The 26,293-nt window shown below is 63.3% G+C and carries 20 protein-coding genes and 2 pseudogenes; 7 read left to right on the plus strand and 15 right to left on the minus strand.

Annotated features, from left to right (window positions below; translation table 11 throughout):
* From B2790_RS02755 to B2790_RS02780, 6 genes and pseudogenes are all read left to right on the plus strand, one after another.
* Nucleotides 1-915, plus strand: coding sequence for an ABC transporter permease (locus B2790_RS02755; protein WP_286918196.1), 915 nt, complete (start codon nt 1-3; stop codon nt 913-915).
* Nucleotides 912-2,531 (plus strand): dipeptide ABC transporter ATP-binding protein, encoded by a 1,620-nt coding sequence (locus B2790_RS02760; protein WP_286918197.1) that lies wholly within the window; start codon nt 912-914, stop codon nt 2,529-2,531. The genes B2790_RS02755 and B2790_RS02760 overlap by 4 nt, the downstream gene beginning before the upstream one ends.
* Nucleotides 2,532-2,603: 72 nt before the next feature.
* Nucleotides 2,604-3,937, plus strand: a pseudogene (locus B2790_RS02765) (LLM class flavin-dependent oxidoreductase).
* A gap of 515 nt (nt 3,938-4,452) precedes the next feature.
* Nucleotides 4,453-6,015 (plus strand): flavin monoamine oxidase family protein, encoded by a 1,563-nt coding sequence (locus tag B2790_RS02770; protein ID WP_085691918.1) that lies wholly within the window; start codon nt 4,453-4,455, stop codon nt 6,013-6,015.
* 19 nt (nt 6,016-6,034) lie between these two features.
* Nucleotides 6,035-6,529, plus strand: a complete 495-nt coding sequence (locus tag B2790_RS02775; RefSeq protein ID WP_075045458.1) for a RidA family protein — start codon at nt 6,035-6,037, stop codon at nt 6,527-6,529.
* 34 nt (nt 6,530-6,563) lie between these two features.
* On the plus strand, nt 6,564-8,975 hold the full coding sequence (locus B2790_RS02780) for a TonB-dependent receptor plug domain-containing protein (RefSeq protein WP_286918198.1): 2,412 nt from the start codon (nt 6,564-6,566) through the stop codon (nt 8,973-8,975).
* A gap of 41 nt (nt 8,976-9,016) precedes the next feature.
* On the opposite strand, the gene chrA is transcribed toward B2790_RS02780, so the two are convergent.
* From chrA to B2790_RS02815, 7 genes and pseudogenes are all read right to left on the minus strand, one after another.
* The gene (gene chrA, locus B2790_RS02785; protein WP_286918199.1) at nt 9,017-10,387 is read right to left on the minus strand and encodes a chromate efflux transporter; all 1,371 of its coding nucleotides are present in this window, start codon (nt 10,385-10,387) and stop codon (nt 9,017-9,019) included.
* On the minus strand, nt 10,380-11,321 hold the full coding sequence (locus tag B2790_RS02790; RefSeq protein ID WP_274078434.1) for a chromate resistance protein ChrB domain-containing protein: 942 nt from the start codon (nt 11,319-11,321) through the stop codon (nt 10,380-10,382). The genes chrA and B2790_RS02790 overlap by 8 nt, the downstream gene beginning before the upstream one ends.
* 290 nt (nt 11,322-11,611) lie before the next feature.
* Nucleotides 11,612-12,430: a shikimate dehydrogenase gene (gene aroE, locus B2790_RS02795; protein ID WP_286918200.1), complete on the minus strand. Its 819-nt coding sequence runs from the start codon at nt 12,428-12,430 to the stop codon at nt 11,612-11,614.
* Nucleotides 12,427-13,659 carry a CaiB/BaiF CoA transferase family protein gene (locus tag B2790_RS02800; RefSeq protein WP_286918201.1) on the minus strand — a complete coding sequence of 411 codons (1,233 nt, stop codon included), beginning with the start codon at nt 13,657-13,659 and terminating at the stop codon, nt 12,427-12,429. Before B2790_RS02800 ends, aroE begins: the two co-directional genes overlap by 4 nt.
* Nucleotides 13,656-14,111 (minus strand): MaoC family dehydratase, encoded by a 456-nt coding sequence (locus tag B2790_RS02805; protein ID WP_075045462.1) that lies wholly within the window; start codon nt 14,109-14,111, stop codon nt 13,656-13,658. The genes B2790_RS02800 and B2790_RS02805 overlap by 4 nt, the downstream gene beginning before the upstream one ends.
* Nucleotides 14,108-14,506, minus strand: coding sequence for a VOC family protein (locus B2790_RS02810; RefSeq protein WP_025339475.1), 399 nt, complete (start codon nt 14,504-14,506; stop codon nt 14,108-14,110). The genes B2790_RS02805 and B2790_RS02810 overlap by 4 nt, the downstream gene beginning before the upstream one ends.
* Nucleotides 14,503-15,171, minus strand: a pseudogene (locus B2790_RS02815) (ketopantoate reductase family protein); the annotation flags it as partial. The pseudogene B2790_RS02815 and the gene B2790_RS02810, both read right to left, overlap by 4 nt.
* Nucleotides 15,172-15,180: 9 nt before the next feature.
* Between B2790_RS02815 and B2790_RS02820 the strand changes: the two are divergent.
* Nucleotides 15,181-16,092: a LysR family transcriptional regulator gene (locus B2790_RS02820; RefSeq protein ID WP_075045463.1), complete on the plus strand. Its 912-nt coding sequence runs from the start codon at nt 15,181-15,183 to the stop codon at nt 16,090-16,092.
* Between the two features lie 59 nt (nt 16,093-16,151).
* Here B2790_RS02820 and B2790_RS02825 read toward each other — a convergent pair whose 3' ends face one another.
* From B2790_RS02825 to B2790_RS02860, 8 genes are all read right to left on the minus strand, one after another.
* Nucleotides 16,152-17,291 (minus strand): glutathione-independent formaldehyde dehydrogenase, encoded by a 1,140-nt coding sequence (locus B2790_RS02825; RefSeq protein ID WP_286918202.1) that lies wholly within the window; start codon nt 17,289-17,291, stop codon nt 16,152-16,154.
* A 138-nt stretch (nt 17,292-17,429) separates the two neighbouring features.
* The gene (locus B2790_RS02830; RefSeq protein ID WP_286918203.1) at nt 17,430-19,004 is read right to left on the minus strand and encodes a phospholipase D family protein; all 1,575 of its coding nucleotides are present in this window, start codon (nt 19,002-19,004) and stop codon (nt 17,430-17,432) included.
* Between the two features lie 320 nt (nt 19,005-19,324).
* Nucleotides 19,325-19,726 carry a GFA family protein gene (locus tag B2790_RS02835; RefSeq protein WP_286918204.1) on the minus strand — a complete coding sequence of 134 codons (402 nt, stop codon included), beginning with the start codon at nt 19,724-19,726 and terminating at the stop codon, nt 19,325-19,327.
* 784 nt (nt 19,727-20,510) lie between these two features.
* A complete protein-coding gene (locus tag B2790_RS02840; RefSeq protein ID WP_286918205.1) occupies nt 20,511-21,017 on the minus strand; it encodes a GNAT family N-acetyltransferase in 507 nt (168 codons plus the stop codon).
* Nucleotides 21,018-21,194: 177 nt separating this feature from the next.
* Nucleotides 21,195-21,911, minus strand: coding sequence for an SDR family NAD(P)-dependent oxidoreductase (locus B2790_RS02845; protein ID WP_286918206.1), 717 nt, complete (start codon nt 21,909-21,911; stop codon nt 21,195-21,197).
* Between the two features lie 42 nt (nt 21,912-21,953).
* Nucleotides 21,954-22,439, minus strand: coding sequence for a DUF2165 domain-containing protein (locus tag B2790_RS02850; RefSeq protein ID WP_286918260.1), 486 nt, complete (start codon nt 22,437-22,439; stop codon nt 21,954-21,956).
* Between the two features lie 164 nt (nt 22,440-22,603).
* Entirely contained in the window at nt 22,604-23,590 is a 987-nt protein-coding gene (locus B2790_RS02855) for a GNAT family N-acetyltransferase (protein ID WP_286918208.1), read from the minus strand.
* A 239-nt stretch (nt 23,591-23,829) separates the two neighbouring features.
* Entirely contained in the window at nt 23,830-26,268 is a 2,439-nt protein-coding gene (locus B2790_RS02860) for a TonB-dependent siderophore receptor (protein ID WP_286918210.1), read from the minus strand.
* Between the last annotated feature and the right edge of the window lie 25 nt (nt 26,269-26,293).

A 26,293-nucleotide genomic window follows, 5' to 3' on the forward strand; every position in this document is an offset into this window, starting at 1 on the left:
ATGACCATCGACCTTTCCCTGTCCCCGATCGACACCCAGCCCACGGGCGAGGTGGCACATCCTGCCAGCGCCTGGAAGCGGCGCACGCAACTGCAGCGCGCCCGGCAGGCCCTGCTCCCGCTGCTGCGCAGGCCAGGCTTCAGCCTGGCGCTGTTGATCGTGCTGTTCGCCCTGTTCGCGGCACTGGCCCCGCAGTTGCTGACCAGCTTCGACCCCTACGCCACCTCGCCCGCCGACAAGCTCAGCGCCCCCGGCGTGGTGCACTGGTTCGGCACCGACGAGCTGGGCCGCGACCTGTATACCCGGGTGGTCTATGGCGCACGCCTGTCGGTGCTGGCCGCACTGCTGGCAGTGGCCATCGCCCTGCTCGGTGGCCTCGGCCTGGGCGTGCTGGCCGGCTTTGCCGGTGGGCGCGTCGACGCGGCGCTGATGCGCCTGATCGACGTGTTGCTGGCACTGCCCGGCCTGCTGCTGGCATTGGCCATCGTCACCGCGATCGGCTTCGGTACGGTGCCGGTGGCAGTCGCCGTGGGCGTCGGCATCATCCCGGGCTTTGCCCGCACCACCCGCGCCGAAGTGCTGCGCATCAAGACCCTGCCCTATGTCGAGGCCGCCCGCCTGGGCGGCGCCAGCTGGGCGCGCACGCTGCTGCGCCATGTGCTGCCCAACGCCTGGGGCCCGGTGGCGGTGCTCGCCACCCTGGACTTCGGCGCCGCCATCCTGGCCACCGCCGGGCTGAGCTTCCTCGGCTTCGGCGCGGCGCCGCCGGCGGCGGAATGGGGCACGCTGATCGCCAACGGCCGCCACTTCCTGATCACCGCCCCTTGGGTCTCCCTGCTGCCAGGGCTGTTCGTGGTAGCCGTGGTGTTCAGCCTCAACCACCTGGCGCGCAGCGCCGAGGAGCATGCCCGATGAGCCAGCGCCCCCTGATCGAGGTCCGCGACCTGAGTGTCAGCTACACCTTCGCCGGGCAACCCATCCAGGCCTTGCGCCAGCTATCGTTCAGCCTGGCCCAGGGCGAGACGCTGGCCATCGTCGGCGAGTCCGGCTCGGGCAAGTCGACCCTGGCCAATGCCCTGCTCGGCCTGCTGCCGGGCAATGCCCGCATCGAGCAGGGCCAGCTGTGGGTCGACGACGTGGATGTGGCCCGGGCCAGCGACCGTACCCGGCGCCAGTTGCGCGGGCGCACCATCGGCCTGGTACCGCAGGACCCGATGGTCAGCCTCAACCCGACCCTGCGCATCGGCCGGCAGATCGCCGAGGCCTTGCTGCTGGCTCGCGGCCGACGCTACCCGACGGTGGATGCCGATGTGTTGGAGCTGCTGGCCCAGGTCGGCCTGGACGACCCGGCGCTGCGCTCCCGCCAGTACCCCCATGAACTTTCCGGCGGCATGCGCCAGCGGGTGCTGATCGCCATCGCCCTGGCCGGCGAGCCGCGGCTGATCATCGCCGACGAGCCCACCAGCGCGCTGGACGTGACGGTACAGCGGCGCATCCTCGACCACCTGCAACGGCTGGTGGCCGAGCGCGGCATCTCGCTGCTGATCATCACCCATGACCTGGGCATGGCCTGCGACCGCGCCGACCGCCTGCTGGTCATGAAACAGGGTGAGCTCGTCGAGCAGGCCTCGCCCAGGCAGATCCTCTGGGGCGCACGGCAGCCCTACACCCGCGACCTGCTCAACGCCGCGCCGGCCTTCGTGCCACGGCGCAGGCCTGGCGCGCCGAGGGGCCAGGCAGCGCTGCTGCGCCTGAGCAACGTCGGCAAGCACTTCGCGTTGCCCGGGCAGCATGCCCACTTCACCGCCCTGCATGACCTGAACCTTGAGGTGCATGCCGGGCAGACCCTGGCCATCGTCGGCGAGTCGGGCTCAGGCAAGAGCACCGCACTACGGATCGCCCTCGGGCTGGAAAAACCCAGCCACGGGCGGGTGGAGTTCGCTGGCGTGGACGTCAGTGCCTGCAGCTGGCGGCAGTTCCGCCCCCTGCGCCGGCGCATCCAGCTGGTGCAGCAGAACCCGTTCGCCGCGCTGGACCCGCGCTTCACCGTGTTCGACAGCATCGTCGAACCGCTGGTGTCGTTCGGCCTGCTTAAGGGCGAGGCCCTGGAGCGCAGGGCCCGTGAACTGATCACGCGGGTGCACCTGCCGGTGCACTTCCTCGACCGCCTGCCCCGGGAGCTGTCGGGCGGCCAGCGCCAACGCGTGGCGATCGCCCGGGCATTGGCCCTGGAGCCCGAGGTGCTGCTGCTCGACGAACCGGTCAGTGCGCTGGACGTGTCGGTGCAGGCGCAGATCCTCGCCCTGCTGGATGAGCTGCAGCGCGAGCTGGGAATGGCCTACGTGCTGGTCTCCCACGACCTGGCGGTGGTGGCGAGCATGGCCGACCAGGTGCTGGTGCTGCAGCGCGGCCAGGTGGTCGAGCAAGGGCCGGCGGTGCAGGTGTTCGGCCAACCGGCCAGCGCCTATACGCGGGCGCTGATCGAGGCGATACCCGGGCATTCGCGCAGCGTGCTGCCCGTGGCGGTTTGACCGTTTTGCCGTGCGGCACGGGCGTGCCGCGCGGATCAGACATTGAGGCCTATCTGGCAAGAGGTATTGAACATGAGCAAAAGACAGATCCATCTCGGCGCAATGATCCACGGTGTCGGCCACGGCTGGGGCGAATGGCGCCACCCCGAGGCGCTGGCCGACGCCAGCGTCAACTTCGGTTTCTACAAGCAGCAGGCGCAATTGGCCGAGGCGGCCAAGTTCGATTTCGCCTTCATCGCCGACAGCCTGCACATCCATGCCCGTTCCAGCCCCCACTACCTCAACCGCTTCGAGCCGCTGACCATTCTCTCGGCACTGGCGGCGGTCACCACCCATATCGGCCTGGTGGCCACGGTCACGGTCAGCTATACCGAACCGTTCCAGGTCGCCCGCCAGCTCGCCTCGCTGGATTTGATCAGCGGCGGCGCGCCGGCTGGAACGTGGTCACCTCATGGCTGTCGGGCACCGCCGACAACTTCGGCAAGGACCAGCACCCGCCCCACGCCGTGCGCTACCGCATCGCCCGCGAGCATGTCGAGGTGGTCAAGGGCCTGTGGGACTCATGGGAAGACGACGCCTTCACCCGCGACAAGCAGAGCGGCGAATTCTTCGACCCGGCCAAGTTGCACACCCTGGGCCACAAGGGCGAGTTCTTCAAGGTCAAGGGCCCGCTGAACATCCAGCGCTCGCCCCAGGGCCAGCCGCTGATCTTCCAGGCCGGTGTGTCGGAGGACGGGCGCAACTTCGCCGCGCAGAACGCCGATGCGATCTTCGTCAACCCCGAGTCGTTCAGCGATGCACGCGCCTACTACCAGGATTTGAAGCAACGCGCCGCAAGCCATGGCCGCGACCCGGACCAGCTGTTCATCCTGCCGGGCATCCGCCCCATCGTCGGCCGCGACGAAGCAGAGGTGGAGCGCCGCTACCAGCAGGCCGTCGACCTGGTGAGCATCGAGGACGCCCTGGTCGCCCTCGGCCGCCCGTTCAACGACTATGACTTCAGCCAGCACGAGCTGGATGCACCGTTCCCCGACCTGGGCACCCTCGGCGACAACAGCCACAAGGGCACCGCCGACCAGTTGAAGCAACTGGCCCGCGACGAAAGCCTGAGCCTGCGCCAACTGGCCTTGCGCTTCTCGCGCCCAAGACGCGACTTCACCGGCACCCCCGAGCAGGTCGCCAACGCCTTGCAGGACTGGTTCGAAGACGGCGCTGCCGACGGCTTCATCATCAACTCGCTGCTGCCCGATGGCCTGCAGTATTTCACCGAGCTGGTGGTGCCCCTGCTGCAAGCGCGCGGCCTGGTGCGCAGCGAATACAGCGGCAGCACCCTGCGCGACAGCTTTGGCCTGAGCGTTCCGACCAACCGCAACACGCTGCGCCGCGGAAAGACCGCAGTCGCCTGAACCTGCCCTGCACGAAAAGGAATTCCTTGGCAGGAACCTTGTGGGAGCGGGTTCACCCGCGAACACCGGCGAAGCCGGTGCCATGCACCGCGGTGGATTCTTCGCGGGCTTGCCCGCTCTCATAGAACAACACATAACTCATTGATTTAGCGGGGCTCTGTGGGAGCGGGCGCGCCCGCGAACACCGGCGGAGCCGGTGCCAGGCACTGCGTTGGCTTCTTCGCGGGCATGCCCGCTCCCACACGGTACGCGGACCGCTTGCGCACTGAGTTTTCTGCGCGACAGCGCAGCCAATTAAAATCATAATTGCGCATTTCTTGCTGGTTTATTATCAGTAATAAACATAATAAATATAGAACAAGAAAGCCTTTCACAGCTTCGTGAAAGTCCATTAGGTTCTGTAAACCGACCCCAACATGGCGGAGGCAAATGGATTTGTGCCAGCCGCCGTCGAGTCCCTCCCTTCGATCCGCCCGTTGCGCACATCCGAACCCAACCTTCTCGGAGCATGCGACATGGGATTGTCCCGTAGAGACCTGATCACCCGCCTCGCCGCCATTGGCGGCTATTCGGCAGCCCTGGGCGCGCTGGGGCAGAATGCCCTGGCTGCCACCTTCCAACCCCTGCAACTGGCCGCAAGCGGCGGCAACGGCAAGCGCGTGGTGATTGTCGGCGCTGGTATTTCCGGCCTGGTATCCGCCTACGAGCTGCGCAAGGCCGGCTTTTCGGTCACCGTGCTGGAGGCCCGCGAGCGGGTAGGTGGCCGGGTCTGGACTTTGCGCCAGGGCGACCGCGTCGAGCACAACGACGGCAGTTCGCAAACCGTCGAGTTCGACCCGGGCCACTTCTTCAACGCCGGCGCCGCGCGCCTGCCCAGCCATCACCTGACCATCCTCGGCTACTGCCGTGAGCTGGGTGTGGAGCTGCAGGTGCTGGTCAACAGCAGCCGCAACGCCCTGGCCCAACCAGACCTGGCTCGCCCACCGCTGCTGCTGCGCCAGGCAGTCAATGACACCCGCGGGCACTTCAGCGAACTGCTGGCGCGCAGTGTCAGCCGCAACTCCCTCGATGCCGAGCTCGACAGCAGCCAGCGCAAGGCCTTGCTGGACTTCCTCAAGGTCTACGGCGACCTCGACAGCCAGCAGCAGTACCGCGGTTCGGTACGCGCCGGCTACACCCGCTTCGCCGGCGCCGGCGACCAGACCCCGATCCAGCGCCAGCCGGTGCCACTGGACCAGCTGCTGGACAGCAACCTGCTTTTGCCGCTGGTGTTCGACGAAATCCCCGAGTTCTCCTCGACCATGTTCCAGCCGGTCGGTGGCATGGACCAGATTCCCAAGGCGTTCTATCGCCAGGTCAAGGACAGCGTGCGCCTGGGCGCCGAGGTGCTGGGGGTGGATACCGGTGACAACGGTGCCAAGGTGGTCTGGCGCGACCGCAAGAGCGGCCAGCAGCACGTCGAACAGGCCGACTACGCCATCGTCACCCTGCCCCTGCCACTGCTGGCCAAGCTACCGAACAACTTCGACAAGGCCTTCAGGCAGGCCATCGCCAGCGCCGAAGGCGACAAGGCCAACAAGGTGGCCTGGCAGTCGCCGCGCTTCTGGGAAACCGACTTCCAGATCTATGGCGGGCTCAGCTACATCAACCACGAAGCCCGCACCCTGTGGTACCCCAGCGATCACCTCAACAGCGCCCAGGGTGTGCTGGTCGCCACTTACAACACGGGCGCGGTGGCCCAGCAGTTTGCCGCCAAGCCGCTGCAGGCCCAGGTCGCCTCCTCGCGCCAGGCGGTGGAATCGCTGCACCCGGGCCACAGCCACAAGCTGGCCAGGCCGGTGGTGGTGAACTGGTCGAAGATCCCTTTCAGCGAAGCGCCGTGGATCGTCCACGACGAAGTCGCCCAGCCCGGCTACGACCTGCTCAACCAGCCCCAGGGGCGTACCTGGCTGGCCAGCGACGCCCTGGCCCATGGCGGCGTGGGCATCTGGCAGAACAGTGCCGCCGAGTCCGCCCGCCGGGTGGTCGGCCTGATTGCCAAACACGCCAGCCAGACCACCCGCGGCGTTGCCGCCTGACCTGCAAGGAACCACCCCCATGCCTCGTCTTCTTCTGCTTGCCGGAGTACTCATGTCGCTCACCCTCAACGCCCACGCCGACGGCATCAAGCGCGTCGCGCCACCCGGCTCGAACTTCCCTATCTCGCAGCTGGTCACGGTACCGGCCGGCAGCCAGCTGACGTTCATCAGCGGCACCCTGCCGGACGTAGCCGACCCAAAGGCGCCCAAGGGTAGCGTTGCGGCGCTGGGCAACACAGAAACCCAGGCCCGCTCGGTGCTGAACAAGCTGCGCACGGCGCTGCACAGCCAGGGCCTGGACCTTGGCGACATCGTCCAGTTACGGGTGTTCCTGGTAGGTGACCCGGCCAACGGCGGCGCCCTCGACTTCGCCGGGCTGCAGGCGGCCTACACCGAGTTCTTCGCCACCGCCGAGCAACCCCGTACACCGACACGCACCGCCATCCAGGTGGTGGCCCTGCCATTGCCGGGCGCGCTGGTGGAAATCGACGCGATCGCGGCCAAGGCGCCGTAAGTGCGCCAGCCATGCCAGACAAGGAACTGCGTGCATGAAGCCAGCTTTTAAAACTGCCTCTTTTTTCGGCGTGGCCCTGGTCGCCGGGCTGCACAACGCACCCAGCCTGGCCGAGGAACCCGCCGCCCAGGCCCTGGGCACGGTGATCGTCACCGGCAACCGTGGCAGCGAGAAACGCACCGTAACCAGCAGCCCGGTGCCCATCGACGTAATCAGCGCCAAGCAGTTGCAGGAAACCGGCAAGCCCGGCCTGATGGAAGCCCTCAGCGCCAGCGTGCCGTCGCTGACCTTGCCGGAAAAGACCGGCTGGGACGCCAGCGGCATGGCCCGCGCCCCCAACCTGCGCGGGCTCAACGCCGCCCAGGTGCTGGTGCTGGTCAACGGCAAGCGCCGCCATACCAGCGCCACGCTCAACATCAGCGGCATCAACGCCGGCGCAGCCCCCGCCGACCTCGACCTGATTCCCATCAGTGCCATCGACCATGTCGAGGTGCTGCGTGATGGTGCGGCCGCCCAATACGGCTCCGACGCCATCGCCGGGGTGATCAACGTGATTCTCAAGGCCGACGCCAGCGGCACTGCCGTGACCACCGCAGGCCAGGGCTACGACGGCAAGAAGCAGACCGTGCAGCAAAGCCTGAACAAGGGCTTCGAGATCGGCCGCGACGGCATCGTCCAGCTGCCACTGGACGCCCGCAGCCAGAACGACGACAACAAGGCCAGCGCCAATGGCTACAGCCAGGCCGAAGCCCTGGACCGCGCCGGCAAGGTTACCTACGGCGGCTATGGCACGCCGAAGATCAACCTTCTGACCCTGGGCTACAACGCCGAACTGCCGCTGCAGGACGACCTGACTCTCTACTCGTTCAGCACCTGGTCGTACCGCAAGGCCGAGCAGGGCCAGAACTTCCGCCTGCCGACCATCGTCAACACCATCACCACCGGGCCCAACGGGCGCCCCTCGGGCTACACGCCCACCTGGTACATCGAGGAATACGACTACCAGGCGGCGTTTGGCGCCAGGGGCCTGGCCGGCGAATGGGACTGGGACCTGTCCAGTACCTACGGGCGCAACGAGGCCGAACAGGGCACCTGGAACAACCAGAACCCGTCATTGGGCGAGGCCACGCCCAACCATTTCGAATCCGGCACCTGGGTCAGCTCGCAACTGACCAGCAACCTCGACCTGCACCGCAGCTTCGAGGTTGGGCTGACCAAGCCGCTGGACTTCTCTTGGGGCCTGGAACAGCGCCGCGATACCTACCAGGTGCAGGCTGGCGACTGGGCCAGCTGGGCCGACGGCGGCTACTGCAAGGCGCCCGGCAATTGCGCAGCCTCCGGCGCCCAGGTCACCAACGGCATCTCCCCCGCCGAGGCCACCAGTGCCAGCCGCAACAGCTACGCCGGTTACCTGGACGTGGGTTTCAACCCGCTGCCGCAGTGGTACTGGGGCGCTGCCCTGCGCTACGAGCACTATGATCGCAACATCGGGGCCACCCGCAGCGGCAAGCTGACCACCCGCTACGAGCTGACCCCCGAACTGGCCGTGCGGGCGACGGTGAGCAACGGCTTCCGCGCGCCGTCCTTGGCCAACAACCTGTTCAGCGCCCGCTCCACTACCTACGGCGTGGTCGACGGCGTGTACCAGTCGATCAACTATGGCGTGCTGCCGGTGGATTCGGCCGCCGCCAAGGCGCTGGGCGCCGAACCACTGAAACCGGAGAAGTCCACCAACTACAGCCTGGGGCTGGCCTGGCAGCCTGGCGAGCGCCTGGCCTTCACTGCCGATGCCTACCTGATCAACGTGCGCGACCGCATCACCCTCACCGGTACCCTGCTCGGCCCCGAGGTCACCCAGGCCTTGCTCGCCAACGGTATCGACTCGACCTCGGGCGGCCAGTACTTCACCAACGGCGCCGATACCCGCACCAAGGGCCTGGACCTGGTGGGCCGCTACGACCAGGACCTGGGCGGTGCAGGGACGGTGAAGTGGACGGCGGCGTTCAACTGGAACGACACCGAGATCCTCGACTACAAGCAGAGCGTGAACATCCTTGGCACGCCCTACGAGCTGATGAATCGCCAGGCGCGCAACCTGCTGACCGAGGTACAACCGCACACCAAGCTGATCCTTGGCGGCAACTGGCGCCTGGACCGCTACCGGGTCAACCTGGGGCTGACCCGCTACGGATCCTGGCGCGAGGTGAATGCCGCCAACGACCGTTCGCTGGACCGCGATTACAAGGCGCGCTGGATCACCGACCTGGATGCAGGCTACCAGTTGACCAAGGACCTGGAGGTGGCGATCGGGGCGCGCAACCTGTTCGATATCTACCCCGAGCGCCAGGCACCGAGCAGCAAGACCATGGTCAAGGGATACGGGGTGTACTCGCCCTATGGCTTTACCGGCGGGTATTACTTCGGGCGGGTGACCTACACCTTCTGATTCGTGACAAGCCGGCCGACGATGTCGGCCGGCAACCGGTATCAACCACGCAACATATGGACCGCCACACCGGCCAAGGCGCAACTGAACAGTACCTGGATCACGCCACGCTTGAAGCGGAACAGGGCCACTGCGGCAGCAATCGCGATCAACGCCGAAGGCCAGTCGAACGCCCCACTGAAACCCTTTGGCCAGAGCACGTGATAGCCGAAGAACATGGCGAGATTCAGGATCACCCCCACGACCGCAGCCGTGATCCCCGTCAGCGGTGCGGTGAACTTCATCTCGTTGTGGGTCGACTCCACCAACGGGCCACCGGCGAGGATGAACAGGAACGACGGCAGGAAGGTGAACCAGGTGACGAGGCTGGCCGCGACTGCACCGGCCAGGAACGGGTTTTGCTCACCGAACATCGGATGCACGTAGCCACCGACGAAGCCGACGAAAGCCACCACCATGATCAATGGTCCTGGCGTGGTTTCTCCCAAGGCAAGGCCATCGATCATCTGAGTGGGTGACAGCCAGCCGTAATGCCCGACGGCGCCCTGATACACATAGGGCAGGACGGCGTAGGCGCCACCGAAGGTCAAAAGTGCGGCCTTGGTGAAGAACCAGCCCATTTGCGTCAGAGTGCCGGCCCAGCCAAACGTCAGTGTCAGCAGCCCCATGGGCAAGGTCCACAATACGGCGCCGATCAGCACCAGACGCAGCAAATGCCCCATCCGAAAACGCGCATGGTCAGGCGTTGGTGTGTCATCGTCGATCAGGGCCGGGCCGTAGCTGCTCCTGGCAGCCCCATGACCACCACCGATCACGAATTTGCCGGGGGCGAAGCGACCGCCCACATAGCCTGCGATACCGGCAACCAGCACGATTAACGGGAACGGCACATTGAGGGCAAAGATGGCCACGAACGACGCTGCGGCCATGGCCCACAGCCAGCCGTTTTTCAGCGCGCGCGAGCCGATCCGGTGCGCCGCGTGCACGACAATGGCCGTGACTGCAGGCTTGATGCCGTAGAAGACCCCCGCCACCACCGGCACCTCGCCAAAGGCGATGTAGACCCAAGACAGGCCAATCAAGATGAACAGCGAGGGCAATACGAACAATACGCCGGCAATCACCCCGCCCCAGGAGCGGTGCATGAGCCAACCGATGTAGGTGGCCAGTTGCTGTGCCTCGGGGCCTGGCAACAACATGCAGTAGTTCAGCGCGTGCAGGAACCGCTTCTCGCTGATCCAGCGCCGGCGCTCGACCAGTTCCTGGTGCATGATCGAGATCTGCCCGGCGGGCCCACCAAAACTGATGAAGCCCAGCTTGAGCCAGAACAGGAATGCTTCGAACAGTCCGATAGGCCGCTGAACCGCTTGCGATGGTGGCTGTTCGCCCACTGCAGAGGTGCTATCAACCATTTTGCGCTTCCTCACTCGCGAAAGCCGTCAGAAGGCCATCGAAGATACCCCCGGCGACCGTTGTCAGTTGATCGTCATCGCCAATGCTTTGTCTCAAGCCCGCGAGGACACGTTCGATACCTGGTGCTTCCGAGGGCTGGTTGCCTCCCACATCCAGGTAGTGAATGACCGCGGCCAAGCGTGCCAGGCCCGGCTGCTGTAGGGCAAAGCTCTCGATGAGGGTTTCGAGGGACACCCGCTGGCCGACATGGCTGAACCTGGCCCCATCAAAATCGAAGCCCAACGCATCGCCCGGGCAGTCTTCAGGCCTGTCCAGCCAGATGAATCGAGCGTCGGCATCGATGAAGCGACGAATCAACCAGGCACATGCCAGCCGATCCACCCATGGGCGCTTGCGGGTGGCCCAAAGGCGCCCCTGGTAGTCGTTGCGTTCCAGTCGGGTGATCGCCTCGTCGTGGGCACTCGGCTCATCGGAAGACAGTGCGCGGCCAATCGCGGCTTCGAGCTCTTGCAGCGCCGCATCGGCTTGTGCCTTGGGCACGCCCGGGAAAAAATCGGTCGCCGCCAACTGGCTGAAGGCCTTTCTGAGCTTGCGCACCTGCCGTGCGGTCTGCAGCGCATTCTCTGGCGCCAGCTCGGCCCTGCAGCCTGCAATTTCTTCCATCAGGCTGGCGTACTCGTCGCTCCTGTCGAACAGCCTGCTGAAGCGCTCTTCACGCTCAGGCAGCGACAGGAGAAATGCGGTGCCGTTGATAGCCAGCACGTCACGCTCGACTGCCTCGAAAACTTCCCGACCCGCACATTGTTCGGGCAGCAGGTAAACACCATCCCTCAGCACTGCGGCTCCGGAGGCCTTCAGGCTCCTCCAGGCACGCATGCGCTCGGTGGCATTGGCCGTCGGCAATCCGAGGATCAGTAGCGACCAGTGGATCATGTAGAGTACTCAACACAATATGTTTGTACCTCTACACTAAACTGAAACTGTGCAAAATCAACAGGCCCGTAGCTTTTGGGGCTGCTGCGCAGCCCATCGCCGGCAAGCCGGGCTCCCACAGGGACTGCGAAAATCTTGAGGTCGGCGCCGTACCTGTGGGAGCCCGGCTTGCCGGCGATGGGCCGCAAAGCGGCCCCAAATCGCTCAACTGACTGGCACTAGGGTAAACCCGCTCCCACAGGGTCCCCGCTAAATCAAGGAGTTATGTGGAGTTCCATAGGAGCGGGATCCTACTCCAGTGGAATGGTCAGGCGATCGATCACGGCACGGGTTTCAGGCCGCACCCCGCGCCACCAGGCGAACGCCTCCGCCGCCTGCTCGACCAGCATGCCGACACCGTCGGCCAGGCGCGCCACACCCTGCGCCTGGGCCATGTGCAGGAACGGCGTCAGGCCTTTGCCATACGCCAGCTCGTAAGCCAGCCGCGTCTCGCCCAGCACACCTTCAGGTAGCGGCGGCAGCTCGCCGGTGAGGCTCGCGGAAGTGGCATTGACCACGATGTCGAAGGACTGTCCATCCAGCTCCTCATAACGGCTGATGCGCAGCCTTGGGTGGTCCAGTTCGTTGCGCAGGCTGAGCGCCTTGGCCATGTCACGGTTGGCAAGCACCAGCTCGCTTGGCCCCGCCTGCAGGAACGGCAGCAATGCACCACGTACCGCGCCACCAGCGCCGAGCAGCAGTACCCGTCGATTGGCCAGCGGTTCACCGAGGTTTTCCTCGATATCCCGCAGCAAGCCGATGCCGTCGAAGTTCTCGGCAAAGATACGGCCATTCTCGAACTTCAATGCATTGGCCGCCCGCGCCAGCTGTGCGCGCTCGCTGCGCTGGTCGGCCAACTCGAAGGCGCGCAGCTTGAACGGCGCGGTGATGTTCATGCCCAACCCGCCATCGTTGCGAAAGTTCAGCACCTGGGCCTCGAAGCCCTCGAGCTCGCCCTCGATGGCGCCGTACTCCAGGCACTGGCCACTGGCCTGGGCGAACAGGCCATGAATCAACGGGGACTTGGTGTGGTTGATCGGTCGGCCGATCACTGCATAGCGGTCGCTCATCGTGCATCTCCATGGGTGAACAGCACACCGTCTGCCTGCATGGCGGTGATTTCTTCAGGGCTGAAGCCCAGGCCGGCGGCCACTTCGGCATTGTGCTGACCGAGGTCCGGGGCCACTTGGTGGATCGTGGTGTCGCACTCGGAAAAGCGGAACGGCAGGTTGGGCAGGCGCAAGGTACCGTAGCGCGGGTGCTGCTGCTCGATGACCATGTTGCGCGCCTGGATCTGCGGGTCAGCCACGACCTCGTCGATGCGCTGCACCTTGGCGCTGGGGATGTCGATGTCATCGAGCAATTGCAGTATATCGGCTACCCGGCGCGCACCGACCCAGTCACGCACCACGGCCAGGATCGCCTGGCGGTGGGCGTTGCGGCCATTGAGGCAGTGGTAGCGGCTGTCGCTGCCGAACCCGGGCGGGCCACCGTTGGCTTCGAGCATCGCGGCAAAGCGCTTCCAGGCGTCGTCGACCTGGGCGGCGATTACCAGGTCGCCATCAGCCGCACGAAACACCCCGTACAGGGTGGAGGTGGGCATGTCATGGCCGGTCTGCTCGGGCAGGACGGTGCCATCGGACAAGGTGTAGCACTGCACCGCGTATTCATGCATCGACACCAGCGTGTCGTACAGGGCCATGTCGATGTGCTGGCCACGACCACTGCTCACCCGGCCCAACAGCGCCGCATTGATCGCCGCCACGGCATGGATGCCGGTGTACATGTCGCCCAAAGAAATGCGCAGCAACGGCGGCGCTTCGCCCGGCACGCCGACCATCTGCATGATCCCGCTCTTGGCCTCGGCGATCAGCCCGAAGCCGGCGCGGTGGGCATCCGGGCCGGTATGGCCGTAGGCGGAGATGGAGCAGTACACCAGACGCGGGTTGCGCGCTGACAGCTCGGCATAGCCCAGGCCCAGCTTGTCCAGGGCGCCGGGGCGATAGTTTTCGATGAACACATCGGCCGAGTCGGTAAGGCGCTGCATGAATGCTTTGCCACGCGGGTCCTTCATGTTCACGCTGACGCCCTGCTTGCCCATGTTCAGCTGCAGGAAGTAACCGCTCTGCTGTTCATCAAGGGTAAACGCGTGCTGGCGGCCGGCATCGCCGCTGCCCGGCCGTTCGACCTTGATCACCTCGGCGCCCAGTGCTGCCAGGCAACGGCCCACATAGGGCCCGGCCAGGAAGTGGCTATAGTCGATGACGCGAATACCCGCCAATGGCAATGCCTGGCTCATGCCTGCACTCTCCTCGGCACCATCAACCGGTGCTCGCCACGCTGCACGACTTCGCCATGCTGGTTGATCAGCTCCGACGGCAAGACCACGATGCCCCAGCCCGGTCGGCTGTTGCTCGGGCGCATCGCCCCCACGCGCATGCGCACGTGCAGCACATCGTCGACCTTGATCGGCAGCACGAAGTCCCAGGTCCAGCCCAGCGACATGCCCGGTACAAAGCGGTATTCGCACTGGGTCTTCAGGCCGTCGGCGATCGACAGGCCGAACAGGCCATGGGCAACCAGGCAGCCGAAGTGGCTCGCGTTGGCGTACGCCTCGTCGACATGCACCGGGGTGTGGTCGCCGGTGAGTTCGGCGTAGGCCAGGATGCGTTCGCGGGTAACGGTGTAGGTGGGGCTGATGCATTCATCGCCTTCGCAGGCATCGTCCCAGTATTTTTCCACCACGCTCATGCCACCACCTCTGCACGTGGGTCGATGGCCAGTGCCTGGGCGACGCATTTCGCCGGCAATGCCTGAATGAACTCGACCGCCAGGCCGTCAGGCAGGCGCAGCCAGTTGCGGCCCTGAGGCATTTCGCTGACGCCGAAACGCTGTGCGGCGGCCAACGCGGCTTCGAGGTCCTCGCACATGATGCCCAGGTGTGCCATGCGCCCTTCCGGGCCGGCAAAGTCCGGCTGGTGGATGAACTGCAGGCCACCAAGGGTCCAGTACTGCGCAGGCTGCTCGGCGTCACCCTGCATCTCGCGCATGGTCATGCCGCACACCTCGCTGAAAAAGCGGATGTGCCACTGGATGTCCCGCACCCAGAACGCAACGTGTTCAAGGTAGGCTTTCGGCTGGCTCATGGATTACTTCCCTTCTGCTGATCGGCCATGGCGCGCTCAATACCCTTGATGCAGGCAACCAGGGTCGCGTTGACCGGCGTAGCCACGCCGTGGCGCTGGCCCCAGCGCACGACGGAGCCGTTGATGAAATCGATCTCGGTGACCGAGCCCTTTTCCAGGCTCTGCAGCATCGAGGTACGGAAGCTTGCCGGCAGGCCTTCAGCTGCCAGGCACCACGCAGCGTCCGGGCTGGTGAGGCTCAGGCGGATGCCGGCCCGCTCGGCGACGGCGATGGCTTCGCTGACCGCTGCCTTGGCGGTGCTTTCCAGCAGCGGCTCGCTGTACAGCTGGCCATAACTGAGCATGGTGATGCCGCTGAGCGCGCCTGTCGCGACGTTGACCAGCAGCTTGTCCCACATGGTGCCGAGAATGTTGTCGCTGACCGTGGTGGCGAGCCCGGCGCCATTGAAAGCCTCGGCGATGGCCTGCACACGCGAGGTCCGTTGGCCGTCGAGCTCGCCGATGAAGGTGTGTTTGCCTGCCACGCCGGCACGGATCGAACCCGGCGCCAGCATCACGCCACCGACGTAGGTCTTGCCGGCCAATACCCGCTCACGCCCCACGGCCTCGGCCAGGATGTCCTCGTGGCCAAGACCGTTCTGCAGCGATAGCACCAGCGTCTGCGGCTCGCAATAATGAGCACGCTCGATGCCTTGCCTGATCCCAAGCTGCTGCAGCTGTTCGATGTGCTTTACCACTGCCGTAGCGTGACCCGTAGCGCTGAACAGCTCGGCCAGAGTCAACCTACCGTGAGTATCTGGTTGGGGCGCTTGCGTGAAGAACTGAACGACCCGCTGTTCGTGCGCACCCCCGGGGGCATGGCCCCTACCCCGCGGGCAGACCAGTTGATCGGGCCATGCCGCGAGGTGCTGGAATCGCTGCGGCGCCTGACTACCTGGGAGCCGCAATTCGTTCCAGCCACGGCCCAGCGTCGCTTTCGCCTGTGCGTCAGTGATGCCAGCCATATCACCCTGCTGCCCAGCATCCTCAACCACCTGCGTACCCATGCGCCGGGTATTCGCCTGGAGGCGGCGCGCATAGATGGCAATACCGAAAGCGCGCTGGAGTCCGGCGAGGCGGACCTGGCCATCGGCTTTGTGCCTTGGCTGGGTGCGGGGATGTATCAGCAAGTGTTGTTCGAACAGGACTGGGTCTGCCTGAGCAACCCACAACACCCTCGTTTGGGCCAAGGCATGAGCGTGGCGCGCTACCAGGGCGAGGGGCATGTACAGATCAGTGCCGGGACCGGGCAAAAGTTACTGGAGGCTGGTTTGGCGCGGGCCGGCATCGAACGCAGGATCATGCTGGAGCTGCCGGCATTTCTAGGGTTGGGGATGATTGTCGGGTCGACCGACCTTGTGGCAACGCTGCCACGGCACATCGGGCAGACACTTGCCGACATGCATGGTCTGCAGGTGCACGATTGCCCGTTTGCAGTGGAGGGCTTTACGGTCAAGCAGCATTGGCACGCGCGCTACCAGCAAGACAGCGGAAATCGCTGGATGAGGGAGGTGGTTCGGGGCTTGTTTCAAGCAGGTGCCAGTTAGCACACCAGACGAACGCCTCCCTCGCCGAGCTTCCTTGCCTGGAAGCATCGGGGTGCGAATCAGGCAGCAGGCTTGAGCACCACCTTCGTCCAGCCATCATCCCGCGCATCAAAGTGCTTGTAGGCATCGGGGCCTTCAGCAAGCGTCAAACGATGGGAAATTATCTGGGAAGGCTTGGCGCGCCCATGATGAATGAGCTGCGCCAGGCGGCGATTGTAGGCCTTCACGTTCGCCTGGCCTGTGCGAATGAATTGGCCCTTGAACCAGAACGCCCCGAAATCGAAGGCCATCTTGCCCTGCTTCGCCAGGTCGTTCTTCGCACCCGGATCTTCTGGCATGAACACACCCACGACGCCTATGCCACCGGTAGCCTTGGTCGAGGCAACCAGGTTGTTCATGGTGAGGTAGTTCGCTTCATGGCCATGCTTGTCGCAGCACTGGTAACCCACGCATTCGCATCCCCGGTCGGTGCCTTTGCCGTGGGTCAGGTTCATGATCTCGTCCACAGCCTTCTGCTCGACCGCGTTGATGGGGGTTGCCCCAAGCTGCGCGGCCAGCCTCAAACGATCCGGCTGGTTGTCGATCACGAACACCTCGGAGGCACCTTTGATGATTGCCGAATAGGCCGCCATCAACCCGACAGGGCCCGCTCCATAAATCGCAATGCTCTCGCCCGGCTGCAGGCCGGCCAGCTCTGTCGCATGCCAGCCAGTGGGGAAAATATCCGAAAGCATGACGTAGTCATCTTCACGTTCCTGGGCGTCCTCCGGCAGCACCAGGCAGTTGAAATCAGCGTATGGCACACGCAACAGCTCGGCCTGACCACCTTGGTAGGGACCCATGTCGGCAAAACCATATGCGGCCCCGGCAGCACCCGGGTTGGCAGTGAGGCAGAACCCTGTCAGGCCTTTTTCGCAGTTTTCGCAGAACCCGCAGCCGATGTTGAACGGTAGGCTGACCCAGTCACCGACTTTGACGCGGTCCACCCCAGCCCCCACCTCGATCACCTCACCGAGGTTCTCATGGCCGAACACACGCCCAGCTTCGAACGATGTGCGCCCCTCATACATGTGAAGGTCGGACCCGCAGATGTTGGTGGTGGTGATGCGCACCAGCGCATCGGTAGGTTTCTCGATCCTTGCATCGGCAACATTCTTGACGGCGACGTCGCGCGGTGCGTTGTATACGATTGCTTTCATGCTGAACTCCCAGAAGTCAGGGGCGATGGAAAAGCGCCCTACCCTGTTGGGGTAATGGATTTACCTCAGGTGTTCAGTGCTGTACGTGAATAGCAGATCAGTGGCGCTAATCATCGTCGCGCCTTGGATCTAACCACGCTATAGCATTTTCTCCAGCCCGATCGCGCTGCTGAGCCAGGAATTGAAGTGTCGCCACCAACTCCCCGGTTCCTTGGTCAATGTATGTTGCCTGCCATCGTCTTCGGTGACCCATACCAGCTGATTCTTTTCCAGCCGGGTGTGATAACTGAGAGCCGGTGCCATCCCCTCCAGAGCCAGTTCGCGCACCCGTCCAGCAAGCTCAGGGTCATCGACCAACACGCCGACTTCGGTATTCCACAACAAGGAGCGCGAGTCGAAATTGAACGAGCCGATAAACGCTTTCTGCTGGTCGAATATCATCGCCTTGCTATGCAGGCTGGACTCGGAGCTATTGGAGGATCCACCATGAAACAGGCCCAGCCCACTGTCGCTGTCGCCATTGTCACCGGATTGGCTGCGTAATTCGAACAACTGCACACCATGCTCCAGCAAGGTTTTGCGATAAGGCGCGTAAGCACCGTGCGCGGCGGGTACATCGGTGGCTTCCAGTGAGTTGGTCAGCAAGCTGATCGACACGCCAGCGTCGGCACGACGGGTCAGGTACACCACCCCTGGTTGGCCCGGCACCATGTACGCCGAGACAAGGATCAGCTCCTTGGATACCCCATTGAGCTCGGGTGCCAATTGGGTGGCCAACAACAAGTACGGGGCTGGCTCGCCACTCGACAAGACCTTGCTCGGTGCATCCCACATCGCTTTGTTCCAGGCCCAGATCAACTCCCTGCGCCAGTCATTCAGGCGTGGCTGGGTGGTATAGCTCATCAGTTGTTGATAGAGCGCATGATTCTGTTTGCGTACTTTCTCGAGGGACTCGTCCAGCCGAGTCCGGAGGTTTTTCAGGTCCCCGGTCGTCGGCCTGGTCGAGATGAACTGCTCGATGGGTTTGCTCAGGGCACTGTTCCAGTACTGGTCGAAACTATGTCCCAATTGTTCTGCAACCGGCCCGACGCCGAGCATGTCGATGTCGGTGAAATTCCTGTTGGGCTCGGCATCGAAATACTCGTCCCCCAGATTGCGCCCGCCGACGATGGCCGCACTGTTGTCCACCACCCACAATTTGTTGTGCATGCGCCGGTGCTGCCGGGCCAGGTTGAACAGCCGGCCCATGGTACGCGTCACGACGGTACTGCGGCCCAGGTGCAGTGGATTGAACACGCGGATCTGTATATGCGGATGCGCCGCCAGTGTCGCGATAATTCGCTCCAGGTCATCGCTGGTGGTGTCATCGAGCAAGATCCTGACGCGGACGCCACGGTCGGCGGCGATGAGCAGCTCGCGCACCAGTATCCGAGTACTGATGCCGTCGTGAACGATGTAGTACTGCAAGTCGATGCTGCTTTGAGCATTGCGAATCAGCTCGGCGCGTGCGGCGAAAGCCTCGGCACTATCGGAGAACAAGCGAAAGCCCGACTGGCCCCGATGGGGGGCTGCCTGGGCCTGGATAGAACGACCGAACGCCGAATCGTTCGCAGGCAAGGCCTGACTGGGTTCGTGAGAGACAGTGGGTGTCGTACAACCAACAAACAGCAGGGTAAGTAACAGCAGAGCCGTAAGGGGCTGTTTGATTGTCACGGAGGCTACCCCGGGTGATGGCGATGAGGGTGCCGGGTCCCGAAGAATGGCCAGTCCCTTACCACCAGCATCCGGCCGTATCGACCTCGTGCAATGTTTCTTCGATCTGCGGTGTTGTTACAGAAGCGTAGTTCATCTCCTGCTGACCGCGGTGCCTTCACCGAAGGCGCCTGTCGCCAATCAGTCGCGATCCAGCATCTAAGGACCTTGCATAACCTGATCAGGCTGCGACGACTAGGTCAACTGCAAGCGCACTTATGCTCTTGGCGTCCGTTGCAAATCGGCTGCTCCTGTTGATAGCGAGTATTAACCTATGTCGGTCAGCCGAGCTGGATCCGAATGCTGGCCTGTGTGTACCAAGGCGCAGCGGAGTCGACGTGCACATGTCTCTGCTGCTTCGGCTCGAAGGGGGTATCAAGCGTTCCTAGCGCTATGGATATCCAGCCGGCATATTCACCTTGAGAACGTGACCAGAATAAAGTCGAACCGCACGCCAGACAAAATTCGCGCATTACTGTCGGTGAAGACGCATACGTCCTGATGTTATCGGCGCCACGTAGTACTCGCAGGTCGCTACGCGGGACGCTTCCGTAGGATGCGAATGCAGCCCCGTGACCTTTGCGGCACTGGCTGCAATGGCAGTGAGTAACTGCCTTTGGCGCAGTGACTAGTTCGAAACTTACTGCTGAGCACAAGCAGCTACCTAGGTAAGTCATTTTCATTGACGCTTCCGTGCAAATGACGCGAGCGTAACTGTCTTGGCTGAATTGGTCGACAAGTTGTAATTCGCTCTCGGTAAATGGCTGCTATGGGTCGAAAGAGGTCTGCCGATTACGGCCGCTTTCGACCCGAAGCGAACCTGATCCAAAGCTCTGTAGTCAGTGCAGGCCTCATCGCCGGCAAGCCGGCTCCCACAGGAATATCACCAGCCTTCAGGCATGCGCTGTACTTGTGGGAGCCGCGCTTGCCGGCGATGGGCCGCGAAGCGGCCCCGATACCAGTATCGTTGAAGGTGGAGCGGACTATCTATATTGGGTCGAAAGCAGTCATCTACGACCGGCAGCAAACGACCCGTTGCTGCCGGTGAGCCGAACAGCAATCTCTGTGGGAGCGGGCGCGCCCGCGAAGAATCAAACGCGGAGACTGGCACCGGCTGCGCCGGTGTTCGCGGGCACGCCCGCTCCCACAGAGTGCGCATTGCACTCACGACATCAGTTTTTTTCAGCGTCTGCTTTGGGTCGAAAGCCGTCATCTACGACCGGCAGCAAACGATCCAAAGCGGACATCTGTAATCGGGGCCGCTTCGCGGCCCATCGCCGGCAAGCGCGGCTCCCACAAGTACAGCGCATGCCTGAACTGGTGATATTCCTGTGGGAGCCGGCTTGCCGGCGATGAGGCCTGCACTGACTACAGAGCTTTGGATCAGTGTTCGCTTTGGGTCGAAAACGGCCACTCGTGAACGGCCGCCTTCTTCCATGGCGAGCTTTCGCAGTCTGGCGTCAGCGCTCATTGGCTTGGCTGCGTCTCCTCCTGCTTGAAAATACGAAATCCGCGCGCCTGATAATTTCCAAGCGCAGCAGGATGGTCGAACGTGCATGTGTGTACCCACACCCGCTCTGTACCTTGCCATTCCCACGCAGATCGAACAGCGTGACTCAAGAGTGCCCCGCCGAAGCCACACCCTAGAAACTGCGGTGCCAACCCGAAGTAGCGGATTTCGCAGTTACAGCCATCGGGGCGATAAAGCTCGTAATAGCCGGCTATCGCACCACGGTGATAGGCAACCCAGGTACGGTGGCACTCCTGGTCAACGAGTGCCTGCCATTCGGAACTGCTCCAGCTATCAAGATCGCCCCACTCCCAGGGCGTTCCTACCAGCTTGTAGAGAAACCGATTGAATTCCGCCTGAGGCACTTCACATTCGATGATCTGAAGGTCGTGACGCTGTGGTTTTTCCTGCAGCTCGGAAGCCGAGGTCATTTCCAGGTAATAAGTGATGCAAGACCGTTCCATCGTAGACTCCCTGCGTCTTCCCGCTAGCGATCAGACAAGCATGCCAGCTGCGGCTCGACCGCGGCTACACCTGATGTCTGCTTCGGCTCGATCGGAGCAGAATCCACGATTGTCCGAAGGGGCAAGCAACCTCGCTGTCGCGCAACCGCTGCGGTAGCGCAATCGCCCCGACTATTCTCAGAAGCGCTCATCGCCGATCGCCGGCAAGATCAGCTCCCTTACGAACGAAGCCTCGGACAAGCGCAACAGCGCGTCGACCATGGTGACCACATCATGCACCGGTACCTGGCGCCGTTCGCCTCGTGCTGCGGCTTGCGCCAATGGCGTGCTCAGGGAGTCGTCGGTATTCAGGTAACCCAGTTGAAGCACGGTCACCGCCAGGTTGTCATCCCTGAAGCCTTCGCGTAGCGCATCAGCCATGCCGTTGAGGGCGAACTTGGAGGCACCGAACGCCACCTCCGGGCGCCCGCTCTGGCGAAGGGCCGAGGTCGAACCGGTAAGGATCAACTGCGGCCGGGACGCACCCAGCAACTTTGGCACCAGCCGCTTGAGCAGAAGCAGCGTGGCGGTGATGTTCACCTCGACCAGCCTGGTGATCGATTCGTCGCTGTCGTCGAGGAATGCGTAGTGCTCGCTGAAGGCGTGTTCTTCCCAGATGCCCACGTTGCAGATCAGGACATCCAGATCGGCAGGTGTTCGATCCGCGATCTGTGCTACAGCCGCCGTTGGCTTGGCAAGGTCGGCATCGATCCAGTGCAGATCGATGCCCGAGGCAAGGGCCAGGTCGACCGGCTGTTTGCGGGATACGCCGATCAGCGTGTCCCCTGGCTTGCCGAGCCCTTCGAGCAAGGCACGGCCCAACCCTCTGCTGGCGCCTACGATCATCGTCTTCATCTGTTGCTCCTTCCTGGCATCCTGCAAGTATCCATCGACCGATCAACTCCACCGGACATTGAGTACGACGAAGTGCAGCAGGATCCAGACCATCAGCAGCAGATGGGTCAGTTGCAACCCTTCCTGGCGGATCCAGTAGCCGAACCATATCCCGCCCAGCAGCATCGCAAGCAGGAACCCGAGCGTTGCGCTCAAGGCCAGGTTCAACCAGGACAGTGAAGCCTCCAGGCCGGCGCCAAGCACCAGTTCATAGCACCCGACCCATGCCGTGAGGGCGGCGGCTGCCTGTATCAGCACGATGATCGACAGGGCCAGGCGATGGAGGAAGGGAGAGGTCATCGCTCGCCCCAGCAGTGGGAGGCTGATTGCGGGCGGTTGGGCCAGCGGCGCCATCGACATGGTCGCCCCGATCGCCCCGGCCGAACTGGCAAAGGCATTCAGGTTGTTGATCAGGCTGATACTCAGCCACAGGCTCAAGCCAATGCAGCAGGTGATCTGGAAAATCAGCAGTGAGGTCGGAGTGTCCATTCCTGGTCCTTTGTGAGTTCGTTTCCGGAAGTTGCGAGAGCGTCCGGACGACACTCTAGAACCTCCACTTAACTCGAGGTCAATACCGTTTTCCAGGAAGGCTTCCATGCTGGCGAACCAGGTTAAGCCAGGTTCTACTTCACGCGATTGGAGGAGTGGCCATCTCAATCGTTGCCCGTTACTTCGATAACCTCGACAAACCCCTCTGACCTGCAAGGCGGCTCGAACGCAGCCGCAACTGCCTCGATACTCTCCCGCGGCACTTGATGATCCGCGCGGCGCAACGCATTGCGTGCCAGCGCCTGCTCCACCGAGGCACGAACCCAGACCGCCGAGACCGGTACGCCATTGCGCGCGGCCAACGCCAGGATTGGCGCACGATGCACGCGCCGCGGCAGTGCTGCATCGAAATACAGGCAGCCGTTATCATCCCCTGCCCCACGATGCTGCTCGATCCAGGTGGTTTTCCCCGCAGCTTGCATGCCCACGACCAACAGCAATCGCGCTTTCGGGCCACTGCGCGTTAGCGCAGCCTCCAGCGCCAGCAGGGTGAGCCGCCATGCGTCGGCGTTGCGCGATTGGCTGAACACGCGCCCACCGAGCGTTTCAAGGTAATGGTCTGGATTGAACACTCGGGTATCGGCTGGAGGGGCGGACGACCAACGATAGCCAGTCAGCGGCCATGATTGCCCTGCCAGTTCAATGGACCGTCCAGACGCCTCCCGGCCACCGCAGCGTCGGTAGAAGTGCCGATTCGGGTTATCCGTCAGCACCCAGGCGAGCAAACCTTGCCGGCCCGGCGCTTGCAGCTGCATCGCCACAGCCAGCAGCAGCTGCCGCCCAACGCCCTGCCCTTGCCAATGCGGCAGCAGATAAAGACCATAGAGCTCGTTAGCCTCCCCGAACGCCGGGCTTCGGTTCGGCCCCCCCGAGCAGAAGCCGACGATCTCGCCCGCTACCTTGGCCACGTGGTAGCTCACTCCACTGACGGCGAACAGGGCCTGATGCCGTTGTTGCTGAGCCTCGATGGTCAATCCGGCCAGAAATGCATCCGGCAGAATGCCCTGAAAAGTTGTCTGCCAGGCCTTCACCGTCACGGCCGCAATGCCTGCCAGGTCCTCAGGGGCTGCCGGAGCAATGAGCAAGTCCATGTGCACTCTCCTTTGATTCGCCATGTAACGATCAATTGCCGCTTTCAGCAGGTAGCCCTCAGGCTTGTCCTGTACAGCAGCAACGCAAACTGTCTGAACACTGTCCCCAGGCCGACAGCATTGGCGCTGAGCGCTATTTGCCCAATATAGATAGCCCGCTCCACCTTCCTCATGCCTGGTAGAGCGAAACATGTAAATGACCACCGGGCTCGATACCGGCCCGGTGATTGCTCAATACCTTACCAACTGTGCGTATAGCTGGCAGTCAACACAGTGCCGGGTGCCGGCAAGTGGCTGGTGTTGTTGTTATTGCGCAGCAATTGGCTGTAGAGCGGGTAGTAGTCGCGGTTGAACAGGTTCTGGATGCCGACGCTAACCTTGTCGTCAGCGGAGATCTGGTACTGGCTGATCAGGTCGACTGTCGTATAGCTGCTCACCTGATGTCGACCAAAGCTGTCCACGCCATCGAGCCTGTAGTCCTTGGCGTCGAAGAACGTGGCTTGCAAGCGGTTGCTCCAATCCAGGGTCGGCTTGTATTGCACGTAGGCGGTCAGCTTCAGCGGCGGAACGCGATAGCCGGTCATGTCTTGCCAGCCTTTGCCGTCCGGTTTTTCTCGCCCGCGCATCCAGCTCGCACTCCCCCCTGCGCCCCACACCGCATCGTCCGATAGCCAATCGGCACTGGCTTCAGCGCCGTAGATGCGCTCCTTGGTGCGGGTCAGAATCAGGCCATTGTTGAAACTTTGCACATCCCCCAGTTTGGAGGTGGTGTAGAACAGCGCCAAGGTGCCGAGGGTGTTGCTGCCCAGCTCTCCTCGCCAGCCAAGCTCATAGTTGTTGGTCTTGACCGGTTCCAGGTTCGATGCGTCGATGTCGAAACCACGGCGCGCATTGCGCAACTGAATGCCCACATCGGGTAATTGGAAGCCCTGGCTGAAGGAGGCGTAGATTTCCTGGCCGAGTACCGGTGAGTAAACGATGCCCAGGTTCGACAGCACCGCATCGTAATGAATGTCGCCACCCTTCACCGCCACCGGGGAGGCAGCCGTGGATTCAGACAACGGGACGAAGTCATCGAACTCGGCGGTGGAGTATTCGTAGCGCAGGCCGCCGTCGATAGACCAATGCTCGTCGAAGCGATGCTGCAGCTGGGCAAACGCTCCGGCGCTTCGCGTCCTCAGCGGGGGCATGTAGGTGAGCTTGCCGGTCTTGTCGAATACCAGGCCGCCACTGGCGTCATAAGCCGCCGGGTCAAAGACGTCGAGCGGCATGTCGCTGCGCTCCTGGTTATAGTCGCCACCCCACACCAGCTCGGTACTGCCGCTGTTGCCAAGTGGCGTGCGCAGGGTCAGGCGGCTGCCGAAGACTTCACTGTTCTGCATGATCTGGTCGATGTTGCCGCCGCGGGTGGCAACGGCCCGGGCGTCGAACGGGGTGAAGCGGGTGAAGTAGTCCCGGTAGTACATCTGGGCAGAAAGCCGGCTTCCGAGAATGTCGAGATTCTCGTACTCCAGGTTCACCAGGGTGTTGCGAATACGGTTCTGCTCGTCGAGGTCCAGGCCCTTGATGGCATTGGCCGGCACAGAGCCTGCGGGGAGTTTCGCGACGCTTGGGTCTGTAGCGTAGTCAGTGTCCTGGCGGGCGTCGTAGTGGCTGACTGCAAGCTGGATTCGCTGGTTCTCGTCGATGTGCAGCCCCAGCTTGCCGCCAATGTTGTAAATGTTCGAATCGAACAGGTCGCCTTGACTGGGCTCCGGGGCGATCCGGTCGCCATGCGCATCGTACGAGGCACCAATGTGGCGGGTACCGAAGTCGAACGAGTAGTCCACCGCACCCTGAGAGCCTGCGAAATACTGCTGGAACTGCCCCCCCAGGCCATCGCTGCCCAAGCGGGTGAGTGGCGAGGTGGCGCTCAGGCTGGTTTCGGCACGGTTTTCGCCACCTGCAGGCCGTGTGGTGATGGAGATGATGCCCCCCGTGGCGCCGCTGCCGTAGATGGCGCTGCTGCCACGGATGACTTCGACCCGTTCGATCAGTGCCGGGTCGATGTTGGCCAGGTTGCGCGAAGAGTCGCGGTTGGTATTGAGCGGCACCCCGTCGACCATGACCAGCATGCTGCGCCCGCGCAGGGTCTGGCCATACTCGGTGACAGTGCGGCTGGAGTCGGACATGCCAGGAATCGCCTTGGCAAGTACCGTGGCCAGGCTCTCTGAACCCTGGCGCAGCTCCTGCAGTTGTTCATGCTCCAGAACGGTGGATTGCCGCGTTGCGGAAACCAGGCTGCTGCTGGTGCGCGAGGCGGTGATTTCCATCTGCGCCATTTCCACGGGCACGCTTTGGGGTGCGGGGCTGGATGCAGGGGCACCCTGCGCGACGATGACGAACGTGCGCTCATCCTTGGCCTGTACCTGCAAGCCACTGTCCTTGAGCAGCGTTTGAAGTGCTTCCTCAGGTGTGAACCGCCCTTTCACCGCAGGCACGTTTCGGCCTGCACCGAGATCGCTGGCAAAGATGATCTGCACCGAAGACTGCTGTGCGAGCGCGTTGATGGCCTCGCCCAGCGGCGCGGCGGGGAGATCGACGTTCACCTTTTCCCGGCCCTGGGCCGACATTGCGATGAGCAGGCTACTGGCGAGCAATGACAGGCGTAGTTGGCGACTGCGGAGGGGAAAATGCACTTCTCGAGTTCCTTTTTATGGTTGG

The organism is Pseudomonas sp. UBA6753, assembly GCF_002453565.1.
Classification (GTDB): domain Bacteria; phylum Pseudomonadota; class Gammaproteobacteria; order Pseudomonadales; family Pseudomonadaceae; genus Aquipseudomonas; species Aquipseudomonas putida_Z.

Bases quoted from the DNA above. Each gene is read 5' to 3' on its own strand.
- B2790_RS02755 (WP_286918196.1), top strand. From the start codon at position 1: ATGACCATCGACCTTTCCCTGTCCCCGATCGACACCCAGCCCACGGGC.
- B2790_RS02760 (WP_286918197.1), top strand. From the start codon at position 912: ATGAGCCAGCGCCCCCTGATCGAGGTCCGCGACCTGAGTGTCAGCTAC.
- B2790_RS02770 (WP_085691918.1), top strand. From the start codon at position 4,453: ATGGGATTGTCCCGTAGAGACCTGATCACCCGCCTCGCCGCCATTGGC.
- B2790_RS02775 (WP_075045458.1), top strand. From the start codon at position 6,035: ATGCCTCGTCTTCTTCTGCTTGCCGGAGTACTCATGTCGCTCACCCTC.
- B2790_RS02780 (WP_286918198.1), top strand. From the start codon at position 6,564: ATGAAGCCAGCTTTTAAAACTGCCTCTTTTTTCGGCGTGGCCCTGGTC.
- chrA (WP_286918199.1), bottom strand. From the start codon at position 10,387: ATGGTTGATAGCACCTCTGCAGTGGGCGAACAGCCACCATCGCAAGCG.
- B2790_RS02790 (WP_274078434.1), bottom strand. From the start codon at position 11,321: ATGATCCACTGGTCGCTACTGATCCTCGGATTGCCGACGGCCAATGCC.
- aroE (WP_286918200.1), bottom strand. From the start codon at position 12,430: ATGAGCGACCGCTATGCAGTGATCGGCCGACCGATCAACCACACCAAG.
- B2790_RS02800 (WP_286918201.1), bottom strand. From the start codon at position 13,659: ATGAGCCAGGCATTGCCATTGGCGGGTATTCGCGTCATCGACTATAGC.
- B2790_RS02805 (WP_075045462.1), bottom strand. From the start codon at position 14,111: ATGAGCGTGGTGGAAAAATACTGGGACGATGCCTGCGAAGGCGATGAA.
- B2790_RS02810 (WP_025339475.1), bottom strand. From the start codon at position 14,506: ATGAGCCAGCCGAAAGCCTACCTTGAACACGTTGCGTTCTGGGTGCGG.
- B2790_RS02820 (WP_075045463.1), top strand. From the start codon at position 15,181: ATGAGCACGCTCGATGCCTTGCCTGATCCCAAGCTGCTGCAGCTGTTC.
- B2790_RS02825 (WP_286918202.1), bottom strand. From the start codon at position 17,291: ATGAAAGCAATCGTATACAACGCACCGCGCGACGTCGCCGTCAAGAAT.
- B2790_RS02835 (WP_286918204.1), bottom strand. From the start codon at position 19,726: ATGAAAATGACTTACCTAGGTAGCTGCTTGTGCTCAGCAGTAAGTTTC.
- B2790_RS02840 (WP_286918205.1), bottom strand. From the start codon at position 21,017: ATGGAACGGTCTTGCATCACTTATTACCTGGAAATGACCTCGGCTTCC.
- B2790_RS02845 (WP_286918206.1), bottom strand. From the start codon at position 21,911: ATGAAGACGATGATCGTAGGCGCCAGCAGAGGGTTGGGCCGTGCCTTG.
- B2790_RS02850 (WP_286918260.1), bottom strand. From the start codon at position 22,439: ATGGACACTCCGACCTCACTGCTGATTTTCCAGATCACCTGCTGCATT.
- B2790_RS02855 (WP_286918208.1), bottom strand. From the start codon at position 23,590: ATGGACTTGCTCATTGCTCCGGCAGCCCCTGAGGACCTGGCAGGCATT.